Source organism: Massilia sp. Masssp93, assembly GCF_059491295.1.
Window position 1 is genome coordinate 2,017,335 of sequence record NZ_CP168502.1, and the last position, 22,103, is coordinate 2,039,437.

Below are 22,103 nucleotides of genomic sequence, written 5' to 3' on the forward strand. Positions count from 1 at the left end.
TGAACTGAGCCCAGCGCTCAGCCCTGGGCGTCGGCGCTGCGGGGCGGCGGCACCGCATGGCGCCGCTCGTCCGGCCGCGTGAGCACCCGCATCGCGATTTCGAACGGCACACCCAGCGCGGCCAGCGCGCGCGCGGGCGAGCGGTTCCGGTCCTGGGCCTCGTGGATCGTGGCCTCGATCATCAAGGCGGTCTTGTAGTCGCTTCGTCTTTCCATCGCCCGATGTTAACACGAAGCCCGCTCGTCCCGTGGCTGGCCGGCGCGCCGCCCGGACAGCGCCGCGTCCGCGCCGGCCCCCGCCTCGGCGAGAAAATCGGCGACGGCGCGCACGCGGCTCGACGCGGCCAGGTCCGCGTGGATCACGAGCCACACCCCGTCGCTGAATACCTGGTCGGGCGCCAGCACGCGCACGAGATCCACTCCCGTCGCGAGGAAGTCGGGCAGCACCGCGAGGCCGAGGCCCGCGCGCACGGCCGCGATCTGCGCGCGCAGGGTCGACGCCGTCAGCACCACGTGCGCATCGGGCGCGCGCTGCGCCAGCCATTGCGCGGCCGGCAGGTGCGCATGCGCTTCGTCCCACGTGATGACGGCGCGGCCGGCCAGCGGATCGCCCCCCTGCGCCGGGTGGCGCGCGAGGTAGTCGCGGTGGCCGTACACGCCGTGGCTCATCTCGCCCAGGCGGCGCGCCTTGAGGTTGCCGTGGGTGGGCCGCACGACGCGCAGCGCGAGGTCGGCGTCGCGCCGGCCCAGTTCCACGGTGGCCGTCGTCGTGACGATCTCCAGGCGCAGCTGCGGATGGCGCGCGACGAGGCGGGGCAGGGCGGGGATCACGAGGTCGGTCGCCAGGTTCTCGGTCGTGGCCAGGTGCACGAGCCCCGACACGGCGGGACTCAGGCCGGACGCGCCGCGTTCGAACGCCAGCATATTGTCTTCGACGGCCTGCGCGCGCCCGAGCAGTTCGCGGCCCTCGTCCGTCAGGTGGTAGCCCGTCTGGTGGCGCGCGAACAGCCGCGTGGCGAGGCGCGTTTCCAGTTCGGTGATGCGGCGGCTGACGGTCGACTGGCTCACGCGCAGCACGTCCGCCGCGCGCGTCAGGCTGCCGCCGCGCGCTACTTCGAGAAAGTATTTCAGGTCGTTCCAGTCCACGCGTTCGCTCTCGTCTTCCATTTTTGGAAAACGATTATGCGATTATTGGTGTTTTCTTTGCAAGGCGCAGGGCCTACATTGTCGACAGACCGCCGCCGGCGGCACCCACCACGAAAGGACAACGACATGCTGACCAAACGACGACTCGGAACCCAGGGACTGGAAGTCTCCGCCATCGGCCTGGGCTGCATGGGCATGAGCCATGCCTACGGCACCCCCGACGACGCGGAATCGATCGCGACGATCCACCGTGCCCTCGACCTCGGCTGCACCTTCTTCGACACCGCGGAAGTGTACGGCCCGTTCACCAACGAGGAATTGCTGGGCCGCGCGCTGGCAGGCCGCCGCGACGACGTGCAGATCGCGACCAAGTTCGGCTTCGTCATCGGCAAGGGCCATTTCGCCGGCGCCGACAGCCGCCCGGAACACATCCGCGACGTGGTCGAGGCCTCGTTGAAGCGCCTGCGCACGGACCGCATCGACCTGCTGTACCAGCACCGCGTCGATCCGAACGTGCCGATCGAGGACGTGGCGGGCACCGTCAAGGACCTGATCCAGGAAGGCAAGGTGCTGCACTTCGGCCTGTCCGAGGCGGGCGCCGCGACGATCCGCCGTGCCCACGCCGTGCAACCGGTGACGGCGCTGCAGAGCGAGTATTCGATCTGGGAACGCAACATCGAGGCCGACGTGCTGCCCGTGCTGCGCGAACTGGGCATCGGCTTCGTGCCGTTCAGCCCTCTCGGGCGCGGCTTCCTGACCGGCACGGCCAAGCGCGCCGAGGACTATCCGGCGGACGATTTCCGCGCCCAGAACGACCCGCGCCTGCAGGGCGAGAATTTCGACCGCAACCAGGCCATCGCCGACCTGGTGAAGGACATCGCCGCCGCGCACGGCGCCCTGCCGGGGCAGGTGGCGCTGGCCTGGCTGCTGGCGCAGGGCGACGACATCGTCCCGATTCCCGGCACGAAGCGCCGCACCTACCTCGAACAGAACCTGGCCGCGGCCGACGTCCGGCTCGACGCGGACGACCTGCGCCGCCTGGACGGGGCGCTGACGCAGATCGGCGTGGCCGGCGCGCGCTACACGGCGAAGGCGCTGGCGATGGTGGATCGCTGACGCCGGCCGGCGGCTCAGTCCTCGCGCGGCGCGGGTTGCAGCGCGGCGCGCACGGCCGCGAGAATGTTGTCCGAGGCGGCGCGGTCGGACACGGCGCGCGCCAGCGTGAGGGCGCCGACCATCGCGGCGAGCGCCACGACGCCTTCGTCGCCGGGAGCGGCCGCGAGGTTGCAGTCGGCCAGCAATGCCGTCATGCGCGCCACCATCGCGTCGGCGGTGGCGCTGGGCTGGCCGCGCAGGCCCAGTTCCGCGGCCAGCGTGGGCAGCGGACAGCCTTCGCCCGGTTCGTCGCGGTGTTGGGTGGACAGGTAGTGGTCGATGACGGCGCGCGCCGGCGGATCGGCGGCCGGCGGCGCCTGCCAGCGTTCCAGCGTCTGCTCGGCGGCGGCTTCCAGCGACGCCTGCACGAGCGCGTCCTTGGATTCGAAGTGGGCGTAAAAGCCGCCGTGGGTCAGGCCGAGCGCCTTCATGAGCGGCACCAGGCCGGTGCCCTCGATGCCGTCCTTGCGGAAGCGGCGCGCGGCTTCGCCGATGATGCGCTGGCGCGTTTCGGCCTTATGGTTACTCGTGTAACGCATGCTTATGGGTCGGTATGCAGTAATCGAATGCGGTCCGTGCGGCCGGGAGCGACGGACCCGCTGGCAACGGATGTGCTCATGAAATTTGGCAACGTTCCGTGTCACGATTGTAAGGCTTTGCGTGGGATTCCACAATTCCGGCCATCGATTTTGACGAAATTTGCCGGAATTGGTGTTGCGTCCCGGCATATCTACGGGCCGCACAGCCATTTTACGATATAAAAACGATAGCGTTCCGCGCTTATTTGGCCGCGGCGGCCGCCGGCGCCGTTTCCGCACCGTGGGATGCGGCCGCCGCCCCGTGCCGCCGCAGGTACGCGGCGCAGGCGTCGGCGTCGAGCGGCTTGCTGAAATAGTCGCCCTGGATCTGGTCGCAGCCCGCGCTGCGCAGGGCGGCCAGCTGGCCGTCCGTCTCGACGCCCTCGGCGATGACGTCCAGGTGCAGCGTGTGCGCCATGGCGATGATCGCCTTCACCATCGCCAGCGATTCGGCGCTCTGGTGCACGTCGAGGACGAAGGACCGATCGACCTTGAGCTTGTCGACGGGCAGGCGCTTGAGGTAGCTGAGGCTCGAATAGCCGGTGCCGAAATCGTCGATGCTGAGCGTGGTGCCGAGTTCGCGCAACTGGCGCATCAGGTCCGCGGTGCGGCCCGGGTCGTCCATCGAGATGCTTTCCGTGAGTTCCAGTTCGAGCAGGCGCGGGGGCAGGCCGGATTCGCGCAAGACCGTGCCGACGAGCGCCACGACGTCCGTGCCGAGGAACTGTTTGCCCGACAGGTTGACGGCCACCGGCACGTCCGGCACGCCGGCGTCGCTCCAGGCGCGGCGCTGGGCCACGGCCGCGCGCAGCACCCATTCGCCGATCGGCACGACGAGGCCGGATTCCTCGGCGATCGGGATGAATTCGGCCGGCGAGATCGCGCCGTGTTCCGGATGCTTCCAGCGCACGAGCACTTCCAGGCCGGCCACGGCGCCCGTGCGCAGGTCGGTCTTGGGCTGGTAGTTCAGCGACAGCTCGTTGCGGTCGATGGCATGGCGCAGCTGGTTTTCCAGCGTGAGCTTGCGCTGCAGCGCCTGGCTCAGTTCTTCCGAATAGCGCTGGATCTGGCCGCCGCCCAGCGCCTTGGCGCGGCGCACGGCCATCGTCGCGTTGTTGAGCAGGACGTCGCCGTCGGCGCCGTCTTCCGGGAAGATGGCGTAGCCGATGCTGCACGTGAGCGGGATCGCGCCGCCGGCCGTCTTGAATTCGCGCGTGACGGACTGCAGCAACTGGCGCAGGCGGTCGCGCGCCACGCTGTCGTCGCCGAGGCCGGGCAGCAGCAGGACGAATTCGTCGCTGCCCGCGCGCGCCAGCAGGTCGCCCGGCCGCAGCAGGTTCTGCAGGCTCCACGTGATCGCGACGAGGGCCTTGTCGCCCGCGTGGTGGCCCAGCAGCTCGTTGAGGCGCTTGAACTTGTCGACGTTGACCGTCGCGATGAGCGTGTGGCCGCCGTCGTGCTTCCATTGATCGAGGTTGTCGGCGATGGTCTTCACCAGCACCTGGCGGTTCGCGAGGCCCGTCAGCATGTCGTGCGTGAGCAGGAACTCGACCTGGCCGGCGGCCGCCGCCAGTTCGGGATTCGCGTTGTCGACGTAGACGTGCGAGCGCAGCGACTGCGCGGCCGCGGCCAGCTGGCGGAAGTGGATCAGCTGTTCCGTCATGCGCGCCAGGTCGCGCAGGATGTCGAGTTGTTCCTCGGTGAGCGTGCGCGGCACGCGGTCGAGGACGCACAGGGTCCCCAGCGGCATCCGGTCGATCGAGTACAGCTGCACGCCCGCGTAAAACCGGATGTGCGGCGGGTTCACGACCATCGGATTGTCGGCGAAGCGCGCGTCCTTCGTCGCGTCCGGGACGATCAGCGGTTCGTGGTCGAGGATCGCATGGCCGCAGAACGAGATCTCGCGCCGCGTGCCTGTCATGTCGATGCCGCAGCGCGACTTGAACCATTGGTCTTCCTTGTCGACCAGCGACACGAGCGCGATCGGCATGTCGAGGAGCCGGCTGGCCATGCGGGTGATGCGGTCGAAGGCGTCTTCCGGCGCGCTGTGGAGGAGGCGGGTGGCGTGCAGCGCCGTCAGCCGGCGCGCTTCGTCGAGCGGGATGGATGGGGTCTGCATGGCATGTCTTGTTCGGGTCGGTTCAGACACATTCTGCCACGGTCGGCAAACTGGAGGCACGAGCTTGGCGCGGCGTTGCCGCCGGGAAGGTCAAGCCGTCCTGAACCGCTGCACGAGCCAGTCCGCGAACACGCGCACGCGGGCCGACAACTGGCGCGCCTGCGGGTACAGCACGGAGACGGGGATCGTCGGCGGCGGCACGTCCGCGAGCACCTCGACGAGCTGCCCCGCCGCCAGCTGTTCGGCCACGCGGTAGCGCGGCACCTGCACGAGCCCCAGGCCCGCGAGGGCCGCCGCCGTATAGGCTTCCGTGCCCGTGACCGAGACGACGCCGGGCGGCGTCGCCAGTTTCAGTCCCGTGTCCGTCATGAATTCCAGCGGATACGGCCGACCCGTCGCGGTCGACACGTAATGGACCGCCTGGCGGCGTGCGAGGTCGGCCAGCGCCGCGGGCACGCCCAGGCGGTCCAGGTAGGCGGGACTGGCCACCGTCACCTGTTCCAGGTCGGCCGCGCGCCGCGCCACCATCGACGAATCGTGCAGCTGGCCCGCGCGCAGCACGCAGTCGACGCCTTCGCGCACGAGGTCGACGAGGCGGTCGTCCTCGCCCACGTGCAGCTGGATGCGCGGATAGCGGGCGAGAAACGCGGGCAGCGCGGGAAACACGAAGTAGCGCGCCAGCGTCGGCTGCAGGTTCACGCGCAACAGGCCGGCGGGCTCGCTGCCGCGGAACGCATCCTCCGCCTCGTCGAGGTCGGCCAGCAGGCGCACGCACCGTTCGTAGTACGCGGCGCCGTCCTGCGTGGGCGCGACGGCGCGCGTGGTGCGTTCCAGCAGCCGCGTGCCGAGCCGGTTTTCCAGCCGCTTGATGGCGTTGGTGGCGGTGGCGCGCGGGATCAGGAGATCCTCGGCCGCCTGCGTGAAGCTGCGGCGCTCCACGATGCGCACGAAAATCTGCATCTCCTGGAACCGGTCCATCTGCGTCGCCATGCGTGCCACCTCCCGGCCGGCATTATACGGTGCGCGCGCAGGCCGGTCGCCTTACGCGATGCCGCCGTTGGCGCGCAGGACCTGGCCGTTGACCCAGCCGCCGTCCGGACCGGCCAGGAAGGCCACGACGCCGGCGATGTCGTCCGGCTCGCCCAGGCGTCCCAGCGGCGCCATCATGGCGGCCTGGCGGATCTGCTCGTCGGACTTCCCGTCCAGGAACAGTTCGGTGGCGACGGGTCCCGGCGCCACCGCGTTGCAGGTGATGTCGCGGCCGCGGAGCTCTTTCGCGAACACGCGGGTCAGCGCTTCCACGGCGCCCTTGGTGGCGACGTACACGCCGTAGGTCGGCGGCGCCATGTGCAGTACGCTCGTCGAGAAGTTGACGATGCGCCCGCCGCCGTTCAGGCGCGCGGCCGCCTCGCGCATCGTGTTGAACGTGCCCGTGACGTTGATGGCCATCGTGCGCTCGAACACCTCGTCGCTCGTCTCGGCGATGGTCACGTACGGCAGGATGCCGGCGTTGTTGACGAGGATGTCGACGCGGCCGAGCCGTTCTTCGATCGTCGCGAACATGGCTTTCACGTCGGCGACCCGGGCGACGTCGGCCCGGACCGCGATGGCACGGCCGCCGGCCTGTTCGATGGCGGCGACGGTGGCGTTGGCGGCCGCTTCGTTGCCGGCGTAGTTGACGGCGACGGCGAATCCGTCTGCCGCGAGGCGTCTGGCGACGGCGGCGCCGATGCCGCGCGAGGCGCCGGTGACGAGGGCGACGCGGGTGGTGGCTTGCTGGGCTTGCTGGTTCATGGTGACCTCCTTGGTTGGTTGACAGTGAGGTCATGATGATTGATTTCCGTTAGAAGATAATCATGTCGCGTGTGTATTCATAATTTCGTTTGAGATAACAATCGTCGGACACGGACACGGACGCGGGCACGTTGCCGGACGATCCGTGGGGCCGGCCGCGCATCCCTGCCTATGGACTGCGCCGGGCGCGCATACCGAGCAAGAATTCCGCGCACGATTGGCCGCGCCCCGGTCCTTGGGTTAACATTTCCTGTATCGGCGTCGGCCCGCGCAGGGCGGCCCGCGGCGGGCACCAGGGAGACCACCATGAAAGCGATCATCACCGGCCACACCAGGGGCCTCGGCGCCGCGCTCGCCGGCAACCTGCTGGCGCGGGGCGTGCCCGTGCTGGGCCTGGCGCGCAGCCGCGCGCCCGAGCTGGCGGACGCGTATCCCGACCTGTTCGAGGAGATCGAGCTCGACCTGGCCGACAGCGTCGCGCTGTCCGGCTGGCTGGCGGGCGGCGCGCTCGGCGCCTACCTGGACGGCACCGGCGCCGTCCTGCTGCTGAATAATGCGGGCATGGTCAGCCCGGTCGGCCCGCTCGACGCGCAGGACCCGCAGGCCGTGCTGCGCGCCGTGCAGCTGAACGTGGCGGCGCCGATGGCGTTGGCGGCCGCCGTCGTGCGCGCCAGCGACGGGGCGCAGCGGCGCATCCTGCACATTTCCAGCGGCGCCGGCCGCAGCCCGTACGCGGGCTGGAGCGTCTACTGCGCCACCAAGGCCGCCCTCGACCACCACGCGCGCGCCGTCGCGCTGGACCGCGAACGGGGCGTCCGTATCTGCAGCCTGGCGCCGGGCGTCATCGACACCGGCATGCAGGCCGAGATCCGCGCCGTGCCCGAGGAACGCTTCCCCATGCGCCAGCGCTTCGTCGACCTCAAGGAGACGGGCGCGCTCCTCGATCCCGACGAATGCGCCGAGCACCTGGTCGACTACCTGCTCGGCGCCGGTTTCGGGGCCGAAGTCATCGCCGACCTGCGCACGTTGTCCTGAGCGTTGTCCCGAGCCCGGTTACGCGGCCGGCGCGCGCGGAATCTGCAGGCCTTCGGCGACGGCCGGGCGGGCGCGGAACGCTTCCAGCACACGGCCCACTTCCGGGAAACGGTCGAAGCCGACGATCTCGCCGGCATCGTAGAAGCCGATCAGGTTGTTCACCCACGGGAAGGTCGCGATGTCGGCGATCGTGTACTCGTCGCCCATGATCCAGTCGCGGCCGCGCAGGTGCGCGTCGAGCACGCCCAGCAGGCGCTTCGCCTCGTGCACATAGCGGTCGCGCGGGCGCTTGTCCTCGTATTCGCGGCCGGCGAACTTGTGGAAGAACCCCAGCTGGCCGAACATCGGGCCGATGCCGCCCATCTGGAACATCAGCCACTGGATCGTCTCGTAGCGCCGCGCCGGGTCCGCGGGCAGCAGCTTGCCCGTCTTCTCGGCGAGGTACAGCAGGATCGCGCCCGATTCGAACAGCGGCAGCGGCTTGCCGCCGGGGCCGTCGGGGTCGATGATCGCGGGGATCTTGTTGTTCGGGTTCAGCGCCATGAATTCCGGCGTCGTCTGCTCGTTCTGGTCGAACGCGATGCGGTGCACCTCGTACGGCAGCTTGATCTCTTCCAGCATGATCGACACCTTGACGCCGTTCGGCGTCGGCAGCGAATACAGCTGCAGGCGGTCGGGGTGCTGCGCGGGCCATTTCTGCGTGATGAGGAACTGGTTCAGGTCGGTCACGGACGATTCTCCTGTCGGTTGGTTTGCATTGATTGTACTCAAGATACGGTTTTGCGCAGGGTGGGAGCATACATCTTGGTCTTGGGCAACGATGGGGAGCCATGGACGAGCTGCTGCGCTACTACGAGGAAGAGCTGGGGTTGTTCGGCCAGTTCGCGCGCGAATTCCGCGCCCGCTATCCCAAGCCGGCCAGCGACCTGCACGTGACCGGCGACACCTGGGACGATCCCGGCGTCGCGCGCCTCATCCAGTCCGTCGCGTTGCTGTCCGCGCGGATCAACAAGCGCCTCGACGACGATTATCCCAAGTTCACCGAAGCGCTGCTGGACAGCCTGTATCCCCATTACCTGCGGCCGCTGCCGTCGTATTCCGTCGTCCAGGTGGGCTACCGCGCGCCCGCCGAGGTGCCGGAAAAGCCGTTCCTGCTCGCGCGCGGCACGATGCTGCGCTCCAGCGCCGGGACGGATGCGCCATGCCTGTTCCGCACCGTCTACGACGTGCTGCTGGCGCCGCTCACCGTGGCGCGGCTCGCGTTCGTGCCGCTGCTCGAGGTCCCGCGCGCGCTCCGGGTGCCGCGCAAGGCAGCGAGCAACAGCGCCTGCGGCATCAGCCTCACGATCGAGACGGCGCGCGGCGGCTTTCCGGAGCGCCTGCCGCCGGCGCTGCGCCTGTTCGCCGACGGCGACGCGTCGACCCGCGCCGCACTGATCGACGCGCTGTTCCTGCGCGCCGCCTCCGCCTGGCTGCAGCCGGAAGGCGACAAGGGCTGGCTGCCGCTCGCGCGCGTGCCGCTGCGGCTGGCCGGCCTCGCGGACGAGGATGCGATGCTGCCGTATCCCGCGCGCTCGCACCCGGCGCCGCGCCTGCTGACCGAGTATTTCTGTTATCCGGAAAAATTCAATTTCATCGACGTCGACCTGGCGGCGCTGGGCGACCTGCTGCCGCCGCGCTGCCGCCGGTTCACGCTGCATGTCGCGCTGTCCGGCATCGCCCCCGATTCCGACGGCGCGCGCCTGCTGGCCGGGCTGGACGCGCGCAACCTGCTGCCCGGATGCACGCCCGTCATCAATCTGTTTTCCAAGCCCGGCGCGCCGCTGCAGCTCGCCTACACGAGCGCCGACTACCCGCTGCTGGCCGACGGCGCCCACGCGGCGGCTTACGAAATCCACAGCGTGGACGCGGTGCGCCTCGTGCGCGAAGGCACGGGCACCGTGACGCCGTTCGCGCCCCTGTATGCGCCGGGCGACGCCGCGCGGGGCGACGCTTCGTCCGGGGGCGCGGGCAGGGCGGACGCGGCGCACTACTGGATCGCGCGGCGCGACTACGCGACGGCCGCCGTCAGTCCCGGCCACGAGATGCGCATCGCCCTCGTCGACGGCGATTTCCACCCGCTCGACGCGGCCGGCGCGACGCTCTCCACCGAGCTGACGTGCAGCAACCGCGACGTGCCGTCGCGCCTGCCGTATGGCCAGCCGCAGGGCGACCTGCGCAGCGACGAGCTGTCGGCCCTGGCCCCCATCCGCATGCTGCGCAAGCCCACGCCCAGCTGGCGCTTCGCCGGCACGCGCGGTACGCACTGGCGCCTGATCGCCCACCTGGCCATGAACCATGCCGGCCTGACGATGGCCGGCCTGGCCGACTTTCAAAAGATGCTCGCGCTGTACGACCTGCCGCGCTCGCCCGTGGCGCAGCGCCAGATTGCCGGCATCGTCGGGCTGGAACACGGCACGGTGCGCGCGTGGGTCGGCGCGGCGCCCGTCGCCAGCCTCACGCCCGGCATCGGCATCCGTCTCACTGTCGACGAGGACGCGTTCGCCGGCACCGGCCTGTATCCGTTCGTGCAGGTGCTCGACCATTATTTTGCCCTGAACGGCCAGCTCAACTGCTTCACCCGGCTGCAGGTCGTGTCGCACCAGACCGGCCGCGAAATCCTCGCCTGCGCTCCGCGGACCAGCGGCGGCGAATGGACCTGATCGCGCGCCTGCTGGCCGAGCCCCAGCGCTTCGACTTCGTCCAGGCCGTGCGCCTGCTGCTGCTGGCGCTGGACGAGCGCGGCATTCCCGCGCGCCGTGCGCTCGCGCGTCACCTGCGCTTCGCCAACAGCGTCGCGCTCTCGTTCCCGCCCAGCCAACTGGAGGGGGCGACGCGGGAGCCGGACGGCTACCGCCTGACGCCCAGCTTCATGGGCCTCCTGGGCGCGCACGGGGCGCTGCCGCTGCACGTGACGGAGCGCCTGCTCGCGCTGCCGGCGGACGCGCCGGATGCGCAAGCCGCGCGCGCCTTCCTCGACATGTTCAGCACGCGCATGCTCGCGCTGTGGTACGGTGCGTGGCAGAAATACCGGGTCGAGCACCTCGTGACCGGCCCGCGCGACGGGTTTCTCCCCTTGCTGCTGGCGCTGGCGGGCGTGCCGGGCGGCGCGGCGTTCGCGCGGGACGGCGTCCCGGACACCGCACTGGCCGCGTTCGCGGGCCTGCTGCGCCGGCGGCCCGTGTCGGCGGTCGTGCTGGGCCGGGTGTTGTCCAGCCACTTCGGCGTGGCCGTGCGCGTGCAGGAGGGCGTCGGCCATTGGGACCGCCTGGCTGTGTCCGAACAGAGCGCCCTCGGCACAAAATTCGAAAACCGCGCGCTGCTCGGCCGGCGCGCGCTGCTGGGCGCGCGCAGCTGGCGCCCCGACCTGCGCGTGCGCGTGCGCATCGGGCCCCTCGACCGTACCCGCTACGACCACTTCCTGCCCGGCGCCGCGGGCGCCCGCGCGCTGCGCACGTTGCTGGGCCTGTTCGCCGTCCCGACGCTCGCCTACGACATCGTGCTCGTGCTGCGCCAGGCCGACCTGGGACCGGTGCAGCTCGAGGCGGCCGGCCGCCGGCTCGGCCTGGACAGCTATCTGCTCAGCGCCCCCGCCGCGGCCGACCGCGCCGACCTTTGCTACGAACTCCGTCCGCTCGACCCGCTGCCGCCCCTGTCCGCCACAAAATCCCCTTGACCTTCCCATCGTGGGAAGGCATATCCTGTGTCGGTCATCACGGGAGAAACAGTATGGGGATCGACATCGATGTCAGCGGAATGACCTGCGCGTCGTGCGTGGCGCGCGTGGAGAAGGCGATCAAGGCCGTGCCGGGCGTGCGCGACGCGAGCGTCAATCTGGCGACGGAACGCGCGGCCGTGCAGGGCGACGGGCTGGACCTCGCGGCCATCGTGGCCGCCGTCGAGCGGGCCGGCTACGCGGCGCGGCCGGCGGGCAGCGGCAAGGCCGAGGCGCCCGCGGCGCCGGGACTGCCCACCTGGTGGCCCGTCGCCGTGGCCGCGCTGCTCAGCGTTCCTCTCATCGCCCCGATGCTGCTGGCGCCGTTCGGCATCGACTGGATGCTGCCCGGCTGGCTGCAACTGCTGCTGGCGACGCCCGTCCAGTTCTGGCTCGGCGCGCGCTTTTACCGGGCCGGCTGGAAGGCCGTGCGCGCGGGCGCCGGCAATATGGACCTGCTCGTCGCGATCGGCACATCGGCCGCGTACTTCCTGTCGCTGTACCAGTTGCTGCACGCGGGCGGCGGGCACCTGTATTTCGAATCCGCCGCCGTCGTCGTCACGCTCGTCCTGCTCGGCAAATGGCTGGAAGGCCGCGCGCGCCACCAGACCGTCGCCGCGATCCGCGCGCTGGAGGCGTTGCGGCCCGCCGAGGCCATCGTCCGCCGCGCCGGCCGCGACGCGACGATTCCGCTCGACGACCTGCGCGCCGGCGACCTGATGGTCGTGCGGCCGGGCGAACGCGTGCCGGCCGACGGCCGCGTCATGGAAGGCGCCAGCCATCTCGACGAATCCCTGCTGACGGGCGAGAGCCTGCCGGTGGCGAAGGGTACGGGCGACCGCGTCACGGGCGGCGCCGTCAACGGCGAGGGCCTGCTGCTGGTCGAGGCAACGGCGGTCGGCGCGGACAGCATGCTGGCCCGGATCATCCGCATGGTCGAGGATGCGCAGGCCGCCAAGGCCCCGATCCAGCGGCTCGTCGACAAGGTCAGCGCCGTGTTCGTGCCCGTCGTGCTGCTGATCTCCCTCGTCACCCTGCTGGCCTGGGGCCTGGCGACCGGGGACTGGCAGCACGCGCTGCTGAACGCGGTGGCCGTGCAGGTGATCGCCTGCCCGTGCGCGCTGGGCCTCGCCACGCCGACCGGCATCATGGTCGGCACGGGCGCGGCCGCGCGCCACGGCATCCTGATCAAGGACGCGGAAGCGCTGGAGACGGCGCACGCGCTCAAGATGGTCGTGTTCGACAAGACGGGCACGCTGACGGAAGGCCGTCCGCGCGTCGTCGCGCTGGAAGGCGGCGACACGCGCCGGCTGCTGGCATTGGCCGCGGCCGTCCAGCAGGGGAGTGCACATCCGCTGGCGCGCGCCGTGACGGATCTGGCCGCGGCGCGCGCGGTGGCCGTGCCGCCCGCGACGGCATCCGCCGCGCTGCCGGGCCGCGGCGTGCGCGCCCGCGTGGACGGCGACACCGTTTATCTCGGCAACCGCCGCATGCTGGACGAGATCGGCGCCGGCGCTGTCTTGCCGGCCGCGCTGGCCGCCGCGGCCGCGCGCCACGAGGCGGACGGCCGCACCGTGTCGTGGCTGGCCCGCGACGACGGTGGTGCCATCGTCGTGGAAGGCGTGCTCGCATTCGGCGACCGCCTCAAGCCGGCGAGCCAGGCGGCCATCGCCCGCCTGCGCGCCCTCGGCGTGGACAGCATGATGCTGAGCGGCGACAACGAAGGCAGCGCGCGCGCCGTCGCGCAGGCCCTCGGCCTCACGCGCTGGGTCGCGCACGTGCAGCCGCAGGACAAGGCTGACGTCGTGCGCGGCCTGATGCGCGAAGGGCACAAGGTGGGCATGGTGGGCGACGGCATCAACGACGCCCCCGCGCTGGCGGCGGCCGACGTCGGCATCGCCATGGCCGGCGGCACCGACGTCGCGCTGCACACGGCCGCGATCACCCTGATGCGGGGCGACCCGCTGCTCGTGGCGGACGCCATCGACATCTCGGACCGCACGTGGCGCAAGATCCGCCAGAACCTGATGTGGGCCTTCGTCTACAACGTCGTCGGCATTCCCGTCGCGGCATTGGGCCTGCTGAACCCCGTGCTGGCCGGGGCGGCGATGGCGCTGAGTTCCGTCAGCGTCGTCACCAATGCGCTGCTGCTGCGGCGCTGGCGGCCGGCGCCGCGTCCGGCCATTGACGATACGATTTCAACCAACGGGGCGGACCTGCCCCAAGTACAAGGAGCACACACGATGTATGAATTGACCGTCGAAGACATGAGCTGCGGCCACTGCGTGGGCCGCGTCACCAAGTCGGTGCAGGCCGTCGACAAGGATGCGAAGGTCGAAGTCGACCTGCCGACCAAGAAAGTCAAGGTCGAGAGCACCGCCGACCTGGACGCGATCGCGCAGGCGATCGATGCGGCCGGGTATCCGGTGACGGCCCGCGGCGCCTGACCTGACACGGCGTTATCGGCCGAATTCGTGCCGGCACCGAATGGCGGTGCCGCACGACAGGCATCACGACAGCGGCGGGTCGGATGTTCGTTGGATGGGGGCCTGTGACGCTCGATGGCTGGCTTCGACCATTTGCAGATGCGGCCCGGTCAAAAATCGATTTTTTGGAGTCGACTATTTATGTCCACCCCATGATTTTCCAGGCGTGCCTGGATATGCACCTTCGTCGTGAATTTCTGCGTGTCCTTGCGATCCGCGCTAACGATGACGGACTTTGCACTGCCGTCGTACGTGCAGACCGCGGCTGGCGGCGCCGGACAGGTGAAACCGAGCGCGTTGAGCGCCGCGAGGGGATCGGCGGCATTCAGAACCCGGGGCACATTGACCAGGTCACCAATGCTCCGGTCCACGGCTGTCTCGCCCAGGAACATCGAATATTTCAACTGGGTGGCCAATTTGCTCGTGCCAAGTCCAGCGTAATCATTGGTTGCTGCCGGGTCGATCGAGCAGGCCGCGAGTAGTAACGGAAAAACGTGTTTCAGGTATTTCATCTGCGCGTATGCCCGGCATGGATTATTTCGTTTCTCTTCGGCTGCGCCCGGCATTTTCGTCAACCGTTGCTAGCCCCTTGCTATGCCGATGTCGAAAACGAAGTGCGGCGGCCACATCGCAAAAGTTGACGTTCATCGTGCCGGTCATTGTAAAGAAATGCCGTTGCGATTTTCCGGCAGATTGTCGCCAATATTAATTGGTCGACGCCTGGCCACTCGATCTTCCTGACGAAACCGACATAGATCCGCCGGACGACGAAATGGTCGAACCCGGCCTGGTGGAACGTGCTCGTGTCGGTCCGATAGGCGCGTGCGCTGCCGTTGAAGAGGTCGTTGGCGTTGACCGTCAGACCGAGCGTCTTGCTCAGGGCATGCTTCCACGTCAGGTTCACGCTGCTGGTCGCACCAAGGCGGCCCAGCGGCGCGAGTGCGGCCGACTGGCGGTGCGCATCGAGCGCCACGTCGTCGCGGCCGACGCGGTACGCCGCCCTGACGTTCAGGTAGCCGGAGACGCCGTCCTGGCGCACGGCGCCGGCAAGATCGGGCGTATCGAGCACCACGCGATACGCGCCGCCGTCCAAGCCCAGGCGCAGCGTCGCATCCGGCGTCCAGTCGAGCGAGCCCGTGATGCCGGCCGAGCGGGCCTGTCCGCCATTCTGCTTCGACGTGATCAGCACGTTGTCGACGAAACTGCGCGCGTCCGTCACCGTATCGCGGCTCGTGCGGTAGAAGGCGCCGGCATTGCCGTCCAGGTGTGCCGTACCGGCGTGCGCGCCGACCTCCCATGCGGTGAGCCGCTGCGGCCCGAGGCCGGGATTGCCGCGGCTCAGATTCTGCGCGTCGACATAGGTGGTGAATGGGTTGCGGTCGCGCGGGTCGGGCATCTGGAGGCTGCGGCGATAGGCGAGCGTCAGGTCGGCGTCGTCGCCGACCGCGTACTTCAGGTGCAGGCTCGGATCGAAGGCCTGCCAGTGCCCGGTCCGCGCGCTGCCCTGTGCAGGATTCACCCGCAGCGCCATGCGTTCGGCCCGTCCGCCCAGCAGCGCTTCCCATTTGCCGTGCCGGACCCGGTCCGTCAGGTAGACGGCGCGCAGGGCCGTCGTCACGGTGTAGCCGTTGGTCGTGGCCGGATCGGGCGTCTCGACACCCGTCGCGGGATCGACCCGCGCCTGGTAGTTGCCGATGGCGTCGGTCTGGTCCCGTAGATCCAGGCCCATGCCCCATTGGCCGTGTTTCGCCGCGCCGGTCCAGTCGACGGTGGCCTGGTCGAGGCGGCGCGCCGACCGGGTCGCACCATGGCTGTAGTCGGTGGCGCGCGCGGGCTCCACGAATACGTCGCGATACGACTTGTCGACCAGGCCCACCGTCGCGCTGTGCTGCACCGTCGCCTTGAGCGCCGCGCCGTCGCCCTGATGGCTGACGCTCAGGTTGGCGCTGTCGTCCGACTGCTCGTTCGGCCCGTTGGAGATGCGGTGATAGATCGTCCCGGCGCCGCCGGTGCTGGTCTCGTTGAGGACGTCGAACAAGGGACGCGACCGCCGTTCGTTATGGCGCGCCGACAGGCTGACGCTGTCGGCGTCGCTCAGGGCGTAATCGGCGCCCAGCGCCGCGCTGTCCACCACGCGCCGGATGAACACCCGCGACGCCTGCAGTGTCTGTCCGGACTGGCCCGCGGCCGGATTATTCCAGTCGACGCTCGAACGGCGGATCTTCAGCGTGCCGTCATGACGGTACGCCACGTTGCCGTGCACGCTCAATCGGCCCCGGGTCGCGTCGCCCGACGCGCCGGCGTTCCACAGGCCCTGGTCCGTGGCGCTGCCCTGGACCTGCGCGTGCGCGCCGGGCTTGCGGTTGCGCTTCAAGACGATATTCACGATCGCGCCCCCATTGGCGCGATAGGCGGCGGAGGGATTCGTGATGACTTCGACGCTGGCGATGTCGGCGCCGCTCATGGTCTGCAGCGCCAGCGCGCGTTCTTCGCCGGACCCCGACAGCATCGCCGTCGGCTTGCCGTCGACGAGGACCGTGACCTGGGTATTGCCCTTGACCGCGATCTGCCCGTCGGCCGTGACCGAGACCCCCGGCGTCGCCTGCAGCACGTCCTGCGCCGACCCGTTGGCTGCCCGCGGCGTGTCGGCAACCTGGTAGACGGTCTTGTCGAGTTTTCTGGCGACCGCCGCCTTCTTCGCCATGACGGTGACCGTCGGGGCGCCGGGATCGCCGTCGCCGTCGCCGGCGCGTGCCGTCACCGGCAGCGCGGCGAGGCCGCACAGGATCGCCGAACGTATCGTCTTCTGCACATCATGTCCTTTCATTCCGTTGAACCGGATTGTGGGGGACATTCGACCGTGTCGAAGACGGTGTGTGACCGGCGCCCTGTTCGGCGTGACGTGCGGATCAGTGGCCCTCGTGGCCGCCGCCGCTTGCTCTGCGCCGCGCGGTCCCGATGACTTCACCCTGCGCCGGCGCGGCCGGCGCATCCACGGCCTCCGGCACCGCGCCCGTCCACTCGCGCGCCACCGTGCCGGCCGGATGCCGGTACCAGCCGGGATCGCGGTAGTCGCCGCGCGCCAGTCCCTCGCGTACCTTGATGACGGTGAACATGCCGCCCATCTCGATATTCCCGAACGGGCCGCGCCCGGCCATCATCGGCAGCGTGTTTTCCGGCAGCGGCATCTGCATGCCGCCCATCGATCCGCCCTTGTCGCCCATGGCCATATAGCCGGGCACGAGGTCGTTGATCTTCTGCGCGATGCCGGCCTGGTCGACGCCGATCAGGGTCGGCATATCGTGGCTCATCGCGTTCATCGTGTGGTGCGACTTGTGGCAGTGGAAGGCCCAGTCGCCCGGATTGTCCGCGACGAATTCGATGGCGCGCATCTGGCCCACGCCGATGTCGACCGTCACCTCGGGCCAGCGCGCGGCCGGCGCAATCCAGCCGCCGTCCGTGCCCGTCACCTCGAAGCGGTGGCCGTGGATGTGGAACGGGTGGTTCGTCATCGTCAGGTTGCCCATGCGGATGCGCACCTTGTCGTCCTTGCGCACCACCATCGGGTCGGTGCCGGGGAAGGCGCGGCTATTGATGGTCCACAGGTTAAAGTCGAGCATCGTGTTCACGTTCGGCGTGTAGTTGCCGGGCGCGATGTCGTACGCGTTCAGCAGGAACACGAAGTCGCGGTCGACGGCCTGCCGGCGCGGATCCTTCGGGTGCGTGACCCAGAAGCCCATCATGCCCATCGCCATCTGCGTCATCTCGTCGCTGTGCGGGTGGTACATGAAGGTCCCCGCATGGCGCGCGACGAATTCGTAGACGAAGGTCTTGCCGGGCGCGATGGCGGGCTGCACGAGTCCCGCCACGCCGTCCATCCCGTTCGGCAGGATCTGGCCGTGCCAGTGGATGGTCGTCGCCTCCGGCAGTTTATTGGTCACGAAGATGCGCACCTTGTCGCCTTCCACGACCTCGATGGTCGGTCCCGGGCTTTGCCCGTTGTAGCCCCACAGGTTCGCCTTCATGCCGGGCGCGATCTCGCGCACGACGGGTTCGGCCACGAGGTGGAATTCCTTGACGCCGTCCTTCATGCGCCACGGCAGGCTCCACCCGTTGAGCGTGACGACGGGATTGTACGGGTGGCCGCTCGCGGGATGCTGCGGCGGCTGCGTCGCGGCCGAGGCCTGGACCGGCGCTTCCGGAATGGCGGCCGCGCCGGCCTTCGACACGAGCGAGGCGCCCACCATGGCGCCGGCCGCGCCGGTGATGAAATTTCTGCGGCTGGTCATTCTGCCTTGTCCTTGTTCTGCGGGTTCAATCGGGTGCCGAGCGTGGCTTCCAGTGCGGCGTGGGCGGTCCAGAAGGCGTCCAGCGCCTCGATGTAGGCGCCGACCGCGTCCGCCTGCGCGCGCGCGTCGGCCAGCAGGTCCTGCGGGCTGGCCAGCATGCCGTTGTAGCGCAGCAGGACCTCGCGCCCGATCTTCCTGCGCAGCGGGATGATCGTGTCGCGATAATGCCGCGCCACGTCGTACGCGTTGCGATAGGCGAGATAGCCCTCGCGCGCCTCGCTGCGCGCCGTGACGGCGGTGAGCGCCACGCGGTTCACGGCCTGCATGTACGTGGCCTCGGCGCGTGCGACGCGCGCGCCGCCCCAGTCGAACAGCGGCAGTTCCAGCGACAGCGTGTAGCCGTGTTGCCTGGGCGCGCCGGTGTCCGACTTGTCGGCATAGCCGGCGTCGAGCACGTCGATGAAGCGGGTCGTGCGCGTGAGGCCCAGGTCCGCCGCGGTGGCGGACGCCTCGGCCCTCGCGGCCTGCACGTCCAGGCGCTGTTCCAGCGCGATGCGTTCGACGTCGGCCAGTTCCGCCGGCGCGGCCGGCAGGTCGGGCAGGTGGTCGGGCAGCGCGTAGCCGGCGTCCTTGCCCCACAGGCCCAGCGCGCGCGTGAGGCGCTCGCGCGCGGCGGTCGCGCGCCAGGCCGCGCGCGCGACGTCGCTTGCGGCCTGCGCATGAAAGAGCTGTTCGCGCGCCAGTTCGAGCTGGTTCGTGTTGCCCGCCGTGGCCATGCGGCCGGCCAGTTCGGCGCCGGCTTCGCTCGCTGCCTGCACGCGGCGCGCATAGTCGAGGGCCTGCCTGCCGGCCACCGCCTCGATCCACGCCGTGCGCGTTTCGAGCGCGTGGCGCTCGATGGCGGCGCCGACCTCGCGCTTCACCTGCTCGAAGCGGCGCGCCTCCATGCGCGCGGCCAGCGGCGCGGTCAGCATGCCGACGAGGTCGAACGTGATGCTGCGTTCGATCTCGAGGGCGCCGCCGCCCGCGAGCCGCTTGAAGTCGAACGACGGATTGCGCGGACGCGCGGCCTGGGCCAGGTCGGCCTGGGCGATCCCCACGTTCCAGTACGCGGCCTGCAGGCCGGGATGGTTGACGAGGGCGATGCGCACGGCCGTGTCCATGTCCAGCGGCGCGCCCGCCGCGAACACGGGCAGCGCCCGCAACGACGGCGGCAGCGCGCCCTGTCCGGCGCCGTCGCGCGTCAGTTGCGGCGTCACCCCGGTGCGGTCCTGCGTCGCGGCGGCGACGTCGTCGAAGCCGCCGTCCGGCGTGACCGTCGCGCAGCCCGCGAGCAGCGCCAGCGCGGCCGCCGCCGGCAGCAGGCGTACTTGCGGCATCACGGCGCTTCCTTGTGGCCGCAGCAGCCCGGCTTGCACGCGGCCGGCTGCGCACCCGTGTCGCCGTGGCCGCTGCACGTGCCGCCGTCTTTCATATCCATGCCGGCGCAGCAGCTTTTCTTGTCGCCGCCAGCCATGCACTGCATGCCTTTCATGCCGCCGGCGGCCATGGACGGCATCGCGCCCATGTCCATGCCGGCGTGATGTTCGTGCATGGGCATGGACATGGCGGGGCCGGTTGCCGGCGCGGGTTCGGCGTGGTCGTCGATGGCAGGCTGCGCGCGGGTGGCGGGCACCGGCGCCTGCGGATCGGCGACGCCGGCGGAAGAAGTCTGTGCGGCGGCGTGCGCGCACGTGGCGGCCAGCAGCCAGGCCAGCGCACGGGTCAGGTGAAGTCGTTTCATGTTGTCCTCGTGTCGAATGCGTGAATGGCGCCGCCGCGCATGGAGAGCGCCGGCGGCGAGATACGGGCGCGGACCGAAAGGCCGCGCCGTTCAGGCGATGACGAGACGGGGAGGGCGTTCGGGCAGTGACGGGTCGACGCTGGCCACGTGGCCGGCGCGGAAGGGAATGGCGACGGAGGGCGGCGCGAACGCCGGCGGGACGAGTGGCGCGGGCACGAGGGCGACCACGATGCAGCAGCCGGGGCAGGTGCCGCGGTGCTTGTCCTGGTGATCGCCGGCGGACGCCTTGCCTGCCTGCGCCGCGTGGGCGGCGGGCATGTCGTGGCAGCTTCGCGCAGTCGGCGCGGCGTGCGCCGCCGTCATGGCAGCGGGCGCGCTCAGCGACGGCAGCATGCGCGCGGCGGCCAGGCCCTGGAAGGGCAGGGCCAGCAACAGCAGCCAGACGAACAGTGAGCGCAGGACGGTATTCACGCGGGCATTCTAGCACGGCACCGTTGCATTTTTATCCGTCCGGCGTCTTTGTGGTGATGCAAGAATGGCCACACGTGCTAGCATATTGACATGACAAGGAGATTACGGGCAATGATCGGCATCTTGACGCGCATGCGGGCAGCACGGACCATGCACAGCCGGCGCCAGGTGGGCGAACGGGCCGCGCAGGTCATCGACCGGGTGATCTTCGACATGGGTGTCGACCGCCTCGTGCAGGGCACGTTCCGGCTCGATCGGCACTGCCGCCCGCGCTTCTCCAGCGCCCCCCTCGCGCCCGGCCGCGACGGCGTCGCGGTGGCGCTGGCGCAGCTGGCCGAATGCGCCGCGCTCACGGCGGCGGCGCGCCGCGATGCCGATCGCGAGGCGCTGCGGATGCACACGGACGCCGTCGTCGCGGGCCTGCTGCGCGAATTCGAGGCCCGCTCCCCGCGCTTTCGCGCGCTGCCGGCGGTGCCGGGCGCATAAGCCGGCGCCGATGTCAGCGCAGCGCCGAACGCAGCGCGCCGGACTCGAAATAGATGTGCTGGATCGCCGGATAGGCGGCCGCCACGGCCTTCTCCAGCCGCTCGATCGCGGCCTCCACTTCGTCGATGCGCATGCCGCGGTTGAACTGCACGGCGGCCGTCAGCAGCACGTCGTCCGGCCCAAGCTGCATGCTGAGCAGCTTGCCGACTTCCTGGATGGCGGGATCGGCGCGCAGGATCTCGCACACGCGCCGCGTGGCCTCGGTGCCGATGCCTTCGCCGACGAGCAGCGCGCCGGTCTCGCGCGCGAGGGCGAACGCGGCGCCCACGAGCAGGAGGCCGATCATGATCGACGCGGCCGGATCGAAATACGGGCTGTCGAACACGAAGCCGAGCGTGATGCCGGCGGCCGCGATGGTCAGGCCCAGCAGGGCGGCAGTGTCCTCGATGAAGACGGTGAACACCGACGCGTCCTTGCTCGCATGGACGGTCTGCCACAGCGAGGCGCCGGGCTTGCGCCGTTTGTTGAGTTCTTTGCGCGACACGTTCCAGCTGTAGCCCTCGAAGCAGGCCGAGACGGCCAGCACGACGTAGTTCCACATCGGGTCTTCCAGCGGCTCCGGATGGCGCAGCGCGCTGATGCCGTGGTAGATCGACAGCCCGCCGCCCAGCGAAAACACGGACAGCGCGACGAGCAGCGCCCAGAAATACAGCGCCTTGCCGTAGCCGAACGGGTGGCGCTTGTCGGCCGGCTTCTCGCTGTTCCTCTCGCCGATCAGCAGCAGGAATTCGTTACCGGTGTCGACGGCCGAGTGGATGCCTTCGGCCAGCATGGCGGCACTGCCCGTGATGGCGGCGACGACGAACTTGGCGACCGCGATGCCCAGGTTCGCGAGGATCGCCGCGTAGATCACCTTGCGCGAGCCGCCTTGTTCGTTCTCTTTGTCCGTCATGGTGTATGGTTGTCGCCGGTGGCGTCGATGAGATGTCGAGCCAAGTGTAGCCAATC

At 70.0% G+C, this 22,103-nt stretch carries 20 protein-coding genes; 6 read left to right on the top strand and 14 right to left on the bottom strand.

The window, feature by feature from the left end; all coding sequences use genetic code 11:
- Positions 1–17: 17 nt before the first annotated feature.
- Positions 18–215 carry a hypothetical protein gene (locus ACEN9Q_RS08430; RefSeq protein ID WP_495628031.1) on the bottom strand — a complete coding sequence of 66 codons (198 nt, stop codon included), beginning with the start codon at positions 213–215 and terminating at the stop codon, positions 18–20.
- 9 nt (positions 216–224) lie between these two features.
- The gene (locus tag ACEN9Q_RS08435) at positions 225–1,166 is read right to left on the bottom strand and encodes a LysR family transcriptional regulator (RefSeq protein WP_495628032.1); all 942 of its coding nucleotides are present in this window, start codon (positions 1,164–1,166) and stop codon (positions 225–227) included.
- A gap of 105 nt (positions 1,167–1,271) precedes the next feature.
- Between ACEN9Q_RS08435 and ACEN9Q_RS08440 the strand changes: the two genes are divergently transcribed.
- The gene (locus ACEN9Q_RS08440; RefSeq protein WP_056445421.1) at positions 1,272–2,261 is read left to right on the top strand and encodes an aldo/keto reductase; all 990 of its coding nucleotides are present in this window, start codon (positions 1,272–1,274) and stop codon (positions 2,259–2,261) included.
- A 14-nt stretch (positions 2,262–2,275) separates the two neighbouring features.
- Here the strand turns inward: ACEN9Q_RS08440 and ACEN9Q_RS08445 are convergent, their stop codons facing one another.
- The 4 genes from ACEN9Q_RS08445 to ACEN9Q_RS08460 all read right to left on the bottom strand — a co-directional run bounded on the left by ACEN9Q_RS08445 (position 2,276) and on the right by ACEN9Q_RS08460 (position 6,791).
- Positions 2,276–2,839, bottom strand: a complete 564-nt coding sequence (locus ACEN9Q_RS08445) for a TetR/AcrR family transcriptional regulator (protein ID WP_495628033.1) — start codon at positions 2,837–2,839, stop codon at positions 2,276–2,278.
- Positions 2,840–3,080: 241 nt separating this feature from the next.
- Positions 3,081–4,997 carry a putative bifunctional diguanylate cyclase/phosphodiesterase gene (locus ACEN9Q_RS08450; RefSeq protein WP_495628034.1) on the bottom strand — a complete coding sequence of 639 codons (1,917 nt, stop codon included), beginning with the start codon at positions 4,995–4,997 and terminating at the stop codon, positions 3,081–3,083.
- A 90-nt stretch (positions 4,998–5,087) separates the two neighbouring features.
- Positions 5,088–5,975, bottom strand: coding sequence for a LysR family transcriptional regulator (locus tag ACEN9Q_RS08455; RefSeq protein WP_495628931.1), 888 nt, complete (start codon positions 5,973–5,975; stop codon positions 5,088–5,090).
- 63 nt (positions 5,976–6,038) lie between these two features.
- On the bottom strand, positions 6,039–6,791 hold the full coding sequence (locus ACEN9Q_RS08460; RefSeq protein ID WP_495628035.1) for an SDR family oxidoreductase: 753 nt from the start codon (positions 6,789–6,791) through the stop codon (positions 6,039–6,041).
- A 306-nt stretch (positions 6,792–7,097) separates the two neighbouring features.
- Here ACEN9Q_RS08460 and ACEN9Q_RS08465 point away from each other — a divergent pair, with 306 nt between their 5' ends.
- The gene (locus ACEN9Q_RS08465) at positions 7,098–7,826 is read left to right on the top strand and encodes an SDR family oxidoreductase (protein ID WP_056445434.1); all 729 of its coding nucleotides are present in this window, start codon (positions 7,098–7,100) and stop codon (positions 7,824–7,826) included.
- Between the two features lie 18 nt (positions 7,827–7,844).
- Here the strand turns inward: ACEN9Q_RS08465 and ACEN9Q_RS08470 are convergent, their stop codons facing one another.
- Positions 7,845–8,555 (bottom strand): glutathione binding-like protein, encoded by a 711-nt coding sequence (locus ACEN9Q_RS08470; RefSeq protein ID WP_495628036.1) that lies wholly within the window; start codon positions 8,553–8,555, stop codon positions 7,845–7,847.
- A 101-nt stretch (positions 8,556–8,656) separates the two neighbouring features.
- On the opposite strand from ACEN9Q_RS08470, the gene tssF reads away from it, so the two are divergent.
- The 3 genes from tssF to ACEN9Q_RS08485 are packed head-to-tail and all read left to right on the top strand — an operon-like array spanning position 8,657 to position 14,027.
- Positions 8,657–10,528, top strand: coding sequence for a type VI secretion system baseplate subunit TssF (tssF, locus tag ACEN9Q_RS08475; protein WP_495628037.1), 1,872 nt, complete (start codon positions 8,657–8,659; stop codon positions 10,526–10,528).
- The gene (tssG, locus tag ACEN9Q_RS08480) at positions 10,519–11,541 is read left to right on the top strand and encodes a type VI secretion system baseplate subunit TssG (RefSeq protein ID WP_495628038.1); all 1,023 of its coding nucleotides are present in this window, start codon (positions 10,519–10,521) and stop codon (positions 11,539–11,541) included. The genes tssF and tssG overlap by 10 nt, the downstream gene beginning before the upstream one ends.
- Before the next feature lie 53 nt (positions 11,542–11,594).
- The gene (locus ACEN9Q_RS08485) at positions 11,595–14,027 is read left to right on the top strand and encodes a heavy metal translocating P-type ATPase (RefSeq protein WP_495628039.1); all 2,433 of its coding nucleotides are present in this window, start codon (positions 11,595–11,597) and stop codon (positions 14,025–14,027) included.
- Between the two features lie 149 nt (positions 14,028–14,176).
- Here the strand turns inward: ACEN9Q_RS08485 and ACEN9Q_RS08490 are convergent, their stop codons facing one another.
- The 6 genes from ACEN9Q_RS08490 to ACEN9Q_RS08515 form a co-directional block, all read right to left on the bottom strand.
- The gene (locus ACEN9Q_RS08490) at positions 14,177–14,578 is read right to left on the bottom strand and encodes a hypothetical protein (RefSeq protein WP_495628040.1); all 402 of its coding nucleotides are present in this window, start codon (positions 14,576–14,578) and stop codon (positions 14,177–14,179) included.
- Between the two features lie 80 nt (positions 14,579–14,658).
- Positions 14,659–16,878, bottom strand: coding sequence for a TonB-dependent receptor (locus ACEN9Q_RS08495; RefSeq protein ID WP_495628041.1), 2,220 nt, complete (start codon positions 16,876–16,878; stop codon positions 14,659–14,661).
- 97 nt (positions 16,879–16,975) lie between these two features.
- Positions 16,976–18,355 (bottom strand): multicopper oxidase family protein, encoded by a 1,380-nt coding sequence (locus ACEN9Q_RS08500; RefSeq protein WP_495628042.1) that lies wholly within the window; start codon positions 18,353–18,355, stop codon positions 16,976–16,978.
- Positions 18,352–19,734 carry a TolC family protein gene (locus ACEN9Q_RS08505; RefSeq protein ID WP_495628043.1) on the bottom strand — a complete coding sequence of 461 codons (1,383 nt, stop codon included), beginning with the start codon at positions 19,732–19,734 and terminating at the stop codon, positions 18,352–18,354. Before ACEN9Q_RS08505 ends, ACEN9Q_RS08500 begins: the two co-directional genes overlap by 4 nt.
- A complete protein-coding gene (locus tag ACEN9Q_RS08510; RefSeq protein ID WP_495628044.1) occupies positions 19,734–20,138 on the bottom strand; it encodes a hypothetical protein in 405 nt (134 codons plus the stop codon). Before ACEN9Q_RS08510 ends, ACEN9Q_RS08505 begins: the two co-directional genes overlap by 1 nt.
- Before the next feature lie 90 nt (positions 20,139–20,228).
- Positions 20,229–20,609 (bottom strand): DUF2946 family protein, encoded by a 381-nt coding sequence (locus ACEN9Q_RS08515; protein ID WP_056445467.1) that lies wholly within the window; start codon positions 20,607–20,609, stop codon positions 20,229–20,231.
- A gap of 111 nt (positions 20,610–20,720) precedes the next feature.
- Here ACEN9Q_RS08515 and ACEN9Q_RS08520 point away from each other — a divergent pair, with 111 nt between their 5' ends.
- Positions 20,721–21,095 (top strand): hypothetical protein, encoded by a 375-nt coding sequence (locus tag ACEN9Q_RS08520; RefSeq protein ID WP_056445469.1) that lies wholly within the window; start codon positions 20,721–20,723, stop codon positions 21,093–21,095.
- Positions 21,096–21,108: 13 nt separating this feature from the next.
- On the opposite strand, the gene ACEN9Q_RS08525 is transcribed toward ACEN9Q_RS08520, so the two are convergent.
- The gene (locus ACEN9Q_RS08525) at positions 21,109–22,047 is read right to left on the bottom strand and encodes a cation diffusion facilitator family transporter (protein WP_056445473.1); all 939 of its coding nucleotides are present in this window, start codon (positions 22,045–22,047) and stop codon (positions 21,109–21,111) included.
- Positions 22,048–22,103: the final 56 nt, after the last annotated feature.

Excerpts from the sequence above, each read along its gene's own strand:
- ACEN9Q_RS08430 (WP_495628031.1), bottom strand. The coding sequence starts at position 215 with ATGGAAAGACGAAGCGACTACAAGACCGCCTTGATGATCGAGGCCACG.
- ACEN9Q_RS08435 (WP_495628032.1), bottom strand. The coding sequence starts at position 1,166 with ATGGAAGACGAGAGCGAACGCGTGGACTGGAACGACCTGAAATACTTT.
- ACEN9Q_RS08440 (WP_056445421.1), top strand. The coding sequence starts at position 1,272 with ATGCTGACCAAACGACGACTCGGAACCCAGGGACTGGAAGTCTCCGCC.
- ACEN9Q_RS08445 (WP_495628033.1), bottom strand. The coding sequence starts at position 2,839 with ATGCGTTACACGAGTAACCATAAGGCCGAAACGCGCCAGCGCATCATC.
- ACEN9Q_RS08450 (WP_495628034.1), bottom strand. The coding sequence starts at position 4,997 with ATGCAGACCCCATCCATCCCGCTCGACGAAGCGCGCCGGCTGACGGCG.
- ACEN9Q_RS08455 (WP_495628931.1), bottom strand. The coding sequence starts at position 5,975 with ATGGACCGGTTCCAGGAGATGCAGATTTTCGTGCGCATCGTGGAGCGC.
- ACEN9Q_RS08460 (WP_495628035.1), bottom strand. The coding sequence starts at position 6,791 with ATGAACCAGCAAGCCCAGCAAGCCACCACCCGCGTCGCCCTCGTCACC.
- ACEN9Q_RS08465 (WP_056445434.1), top strand. The coding sequence starts at position 7,098 with ATGAAAGCGATCATCACCGGCCACACCAGGGGCCTCGGCGCCGCGCTC.
- tssF (WP_495628037.1), top strand. The coding sequence starts at position 8,657 with ATGGACGAGCTGCTGCGCTACTACGAGGAAGAGCTGGGGTTGTTCGGC.
- tssG (WP_495628038.1), top strand. The coding sequence starts at position 10,519 with ATGGACCTGATCGCGCGCCTGCTGGCCGAGCCCCAGCGCTTCGACTTC.
- ACEN9Q_RS08485 (WP_495628039.1), top strand. The coding sequence starts at position 11,595 with ATGGGGATCGACATCGATGTCAGCGGAATGACCTGCGCGTCGTGCGTG.
- ACEN9Q_RS08490 (WP_495628040.1), bottom strand. The coding sequence starts at position 14,578 with ATGAAATACCTGAAACACGTTTTTCCGTTACTACTCGCGGCCTGCTCG.
- ACEN9Q_RS08500 (WP_495628042.1), bottom strand. The coding sequence starts at position 18,355 with ATGACCAGCCGCAGAAATTTCATCACCGGCGCGGCCGGCGCCATGGTG.
- ACEN9Q_RS08505 (WP_495628043.1), bottom strand. The coding sequence starts at position 19,734 with ATGCCGCAAGTACGCCTGCTGCCGGCGGCGGCCGCGCTGGCGCTGCTC.
- ACEN9Q_RS08510 (WP_495628044.1), bottom strand. The coding sequence starts at position 20,138 with ATGAAACGACTTCACCTGACCCGTGCGCTGGCCTGGCTGCTGGCCGCC.
- ACEN9Q_RS08520 (WP_056445469.1), top strand. The coding sequence starts at position 20,721 with ATGATCGGCATCTTGACGCGCATGCGGGCAGCACGGACCATGCACAGC.
- ACEN9Q_RS08525 (WP_056445473.1), bottom strand. The coding sequence starts at position 22,047 with ATGACGGACAAAGAGAACGAACAAGGCGGCTCGCGCAAGGTGATCTAC.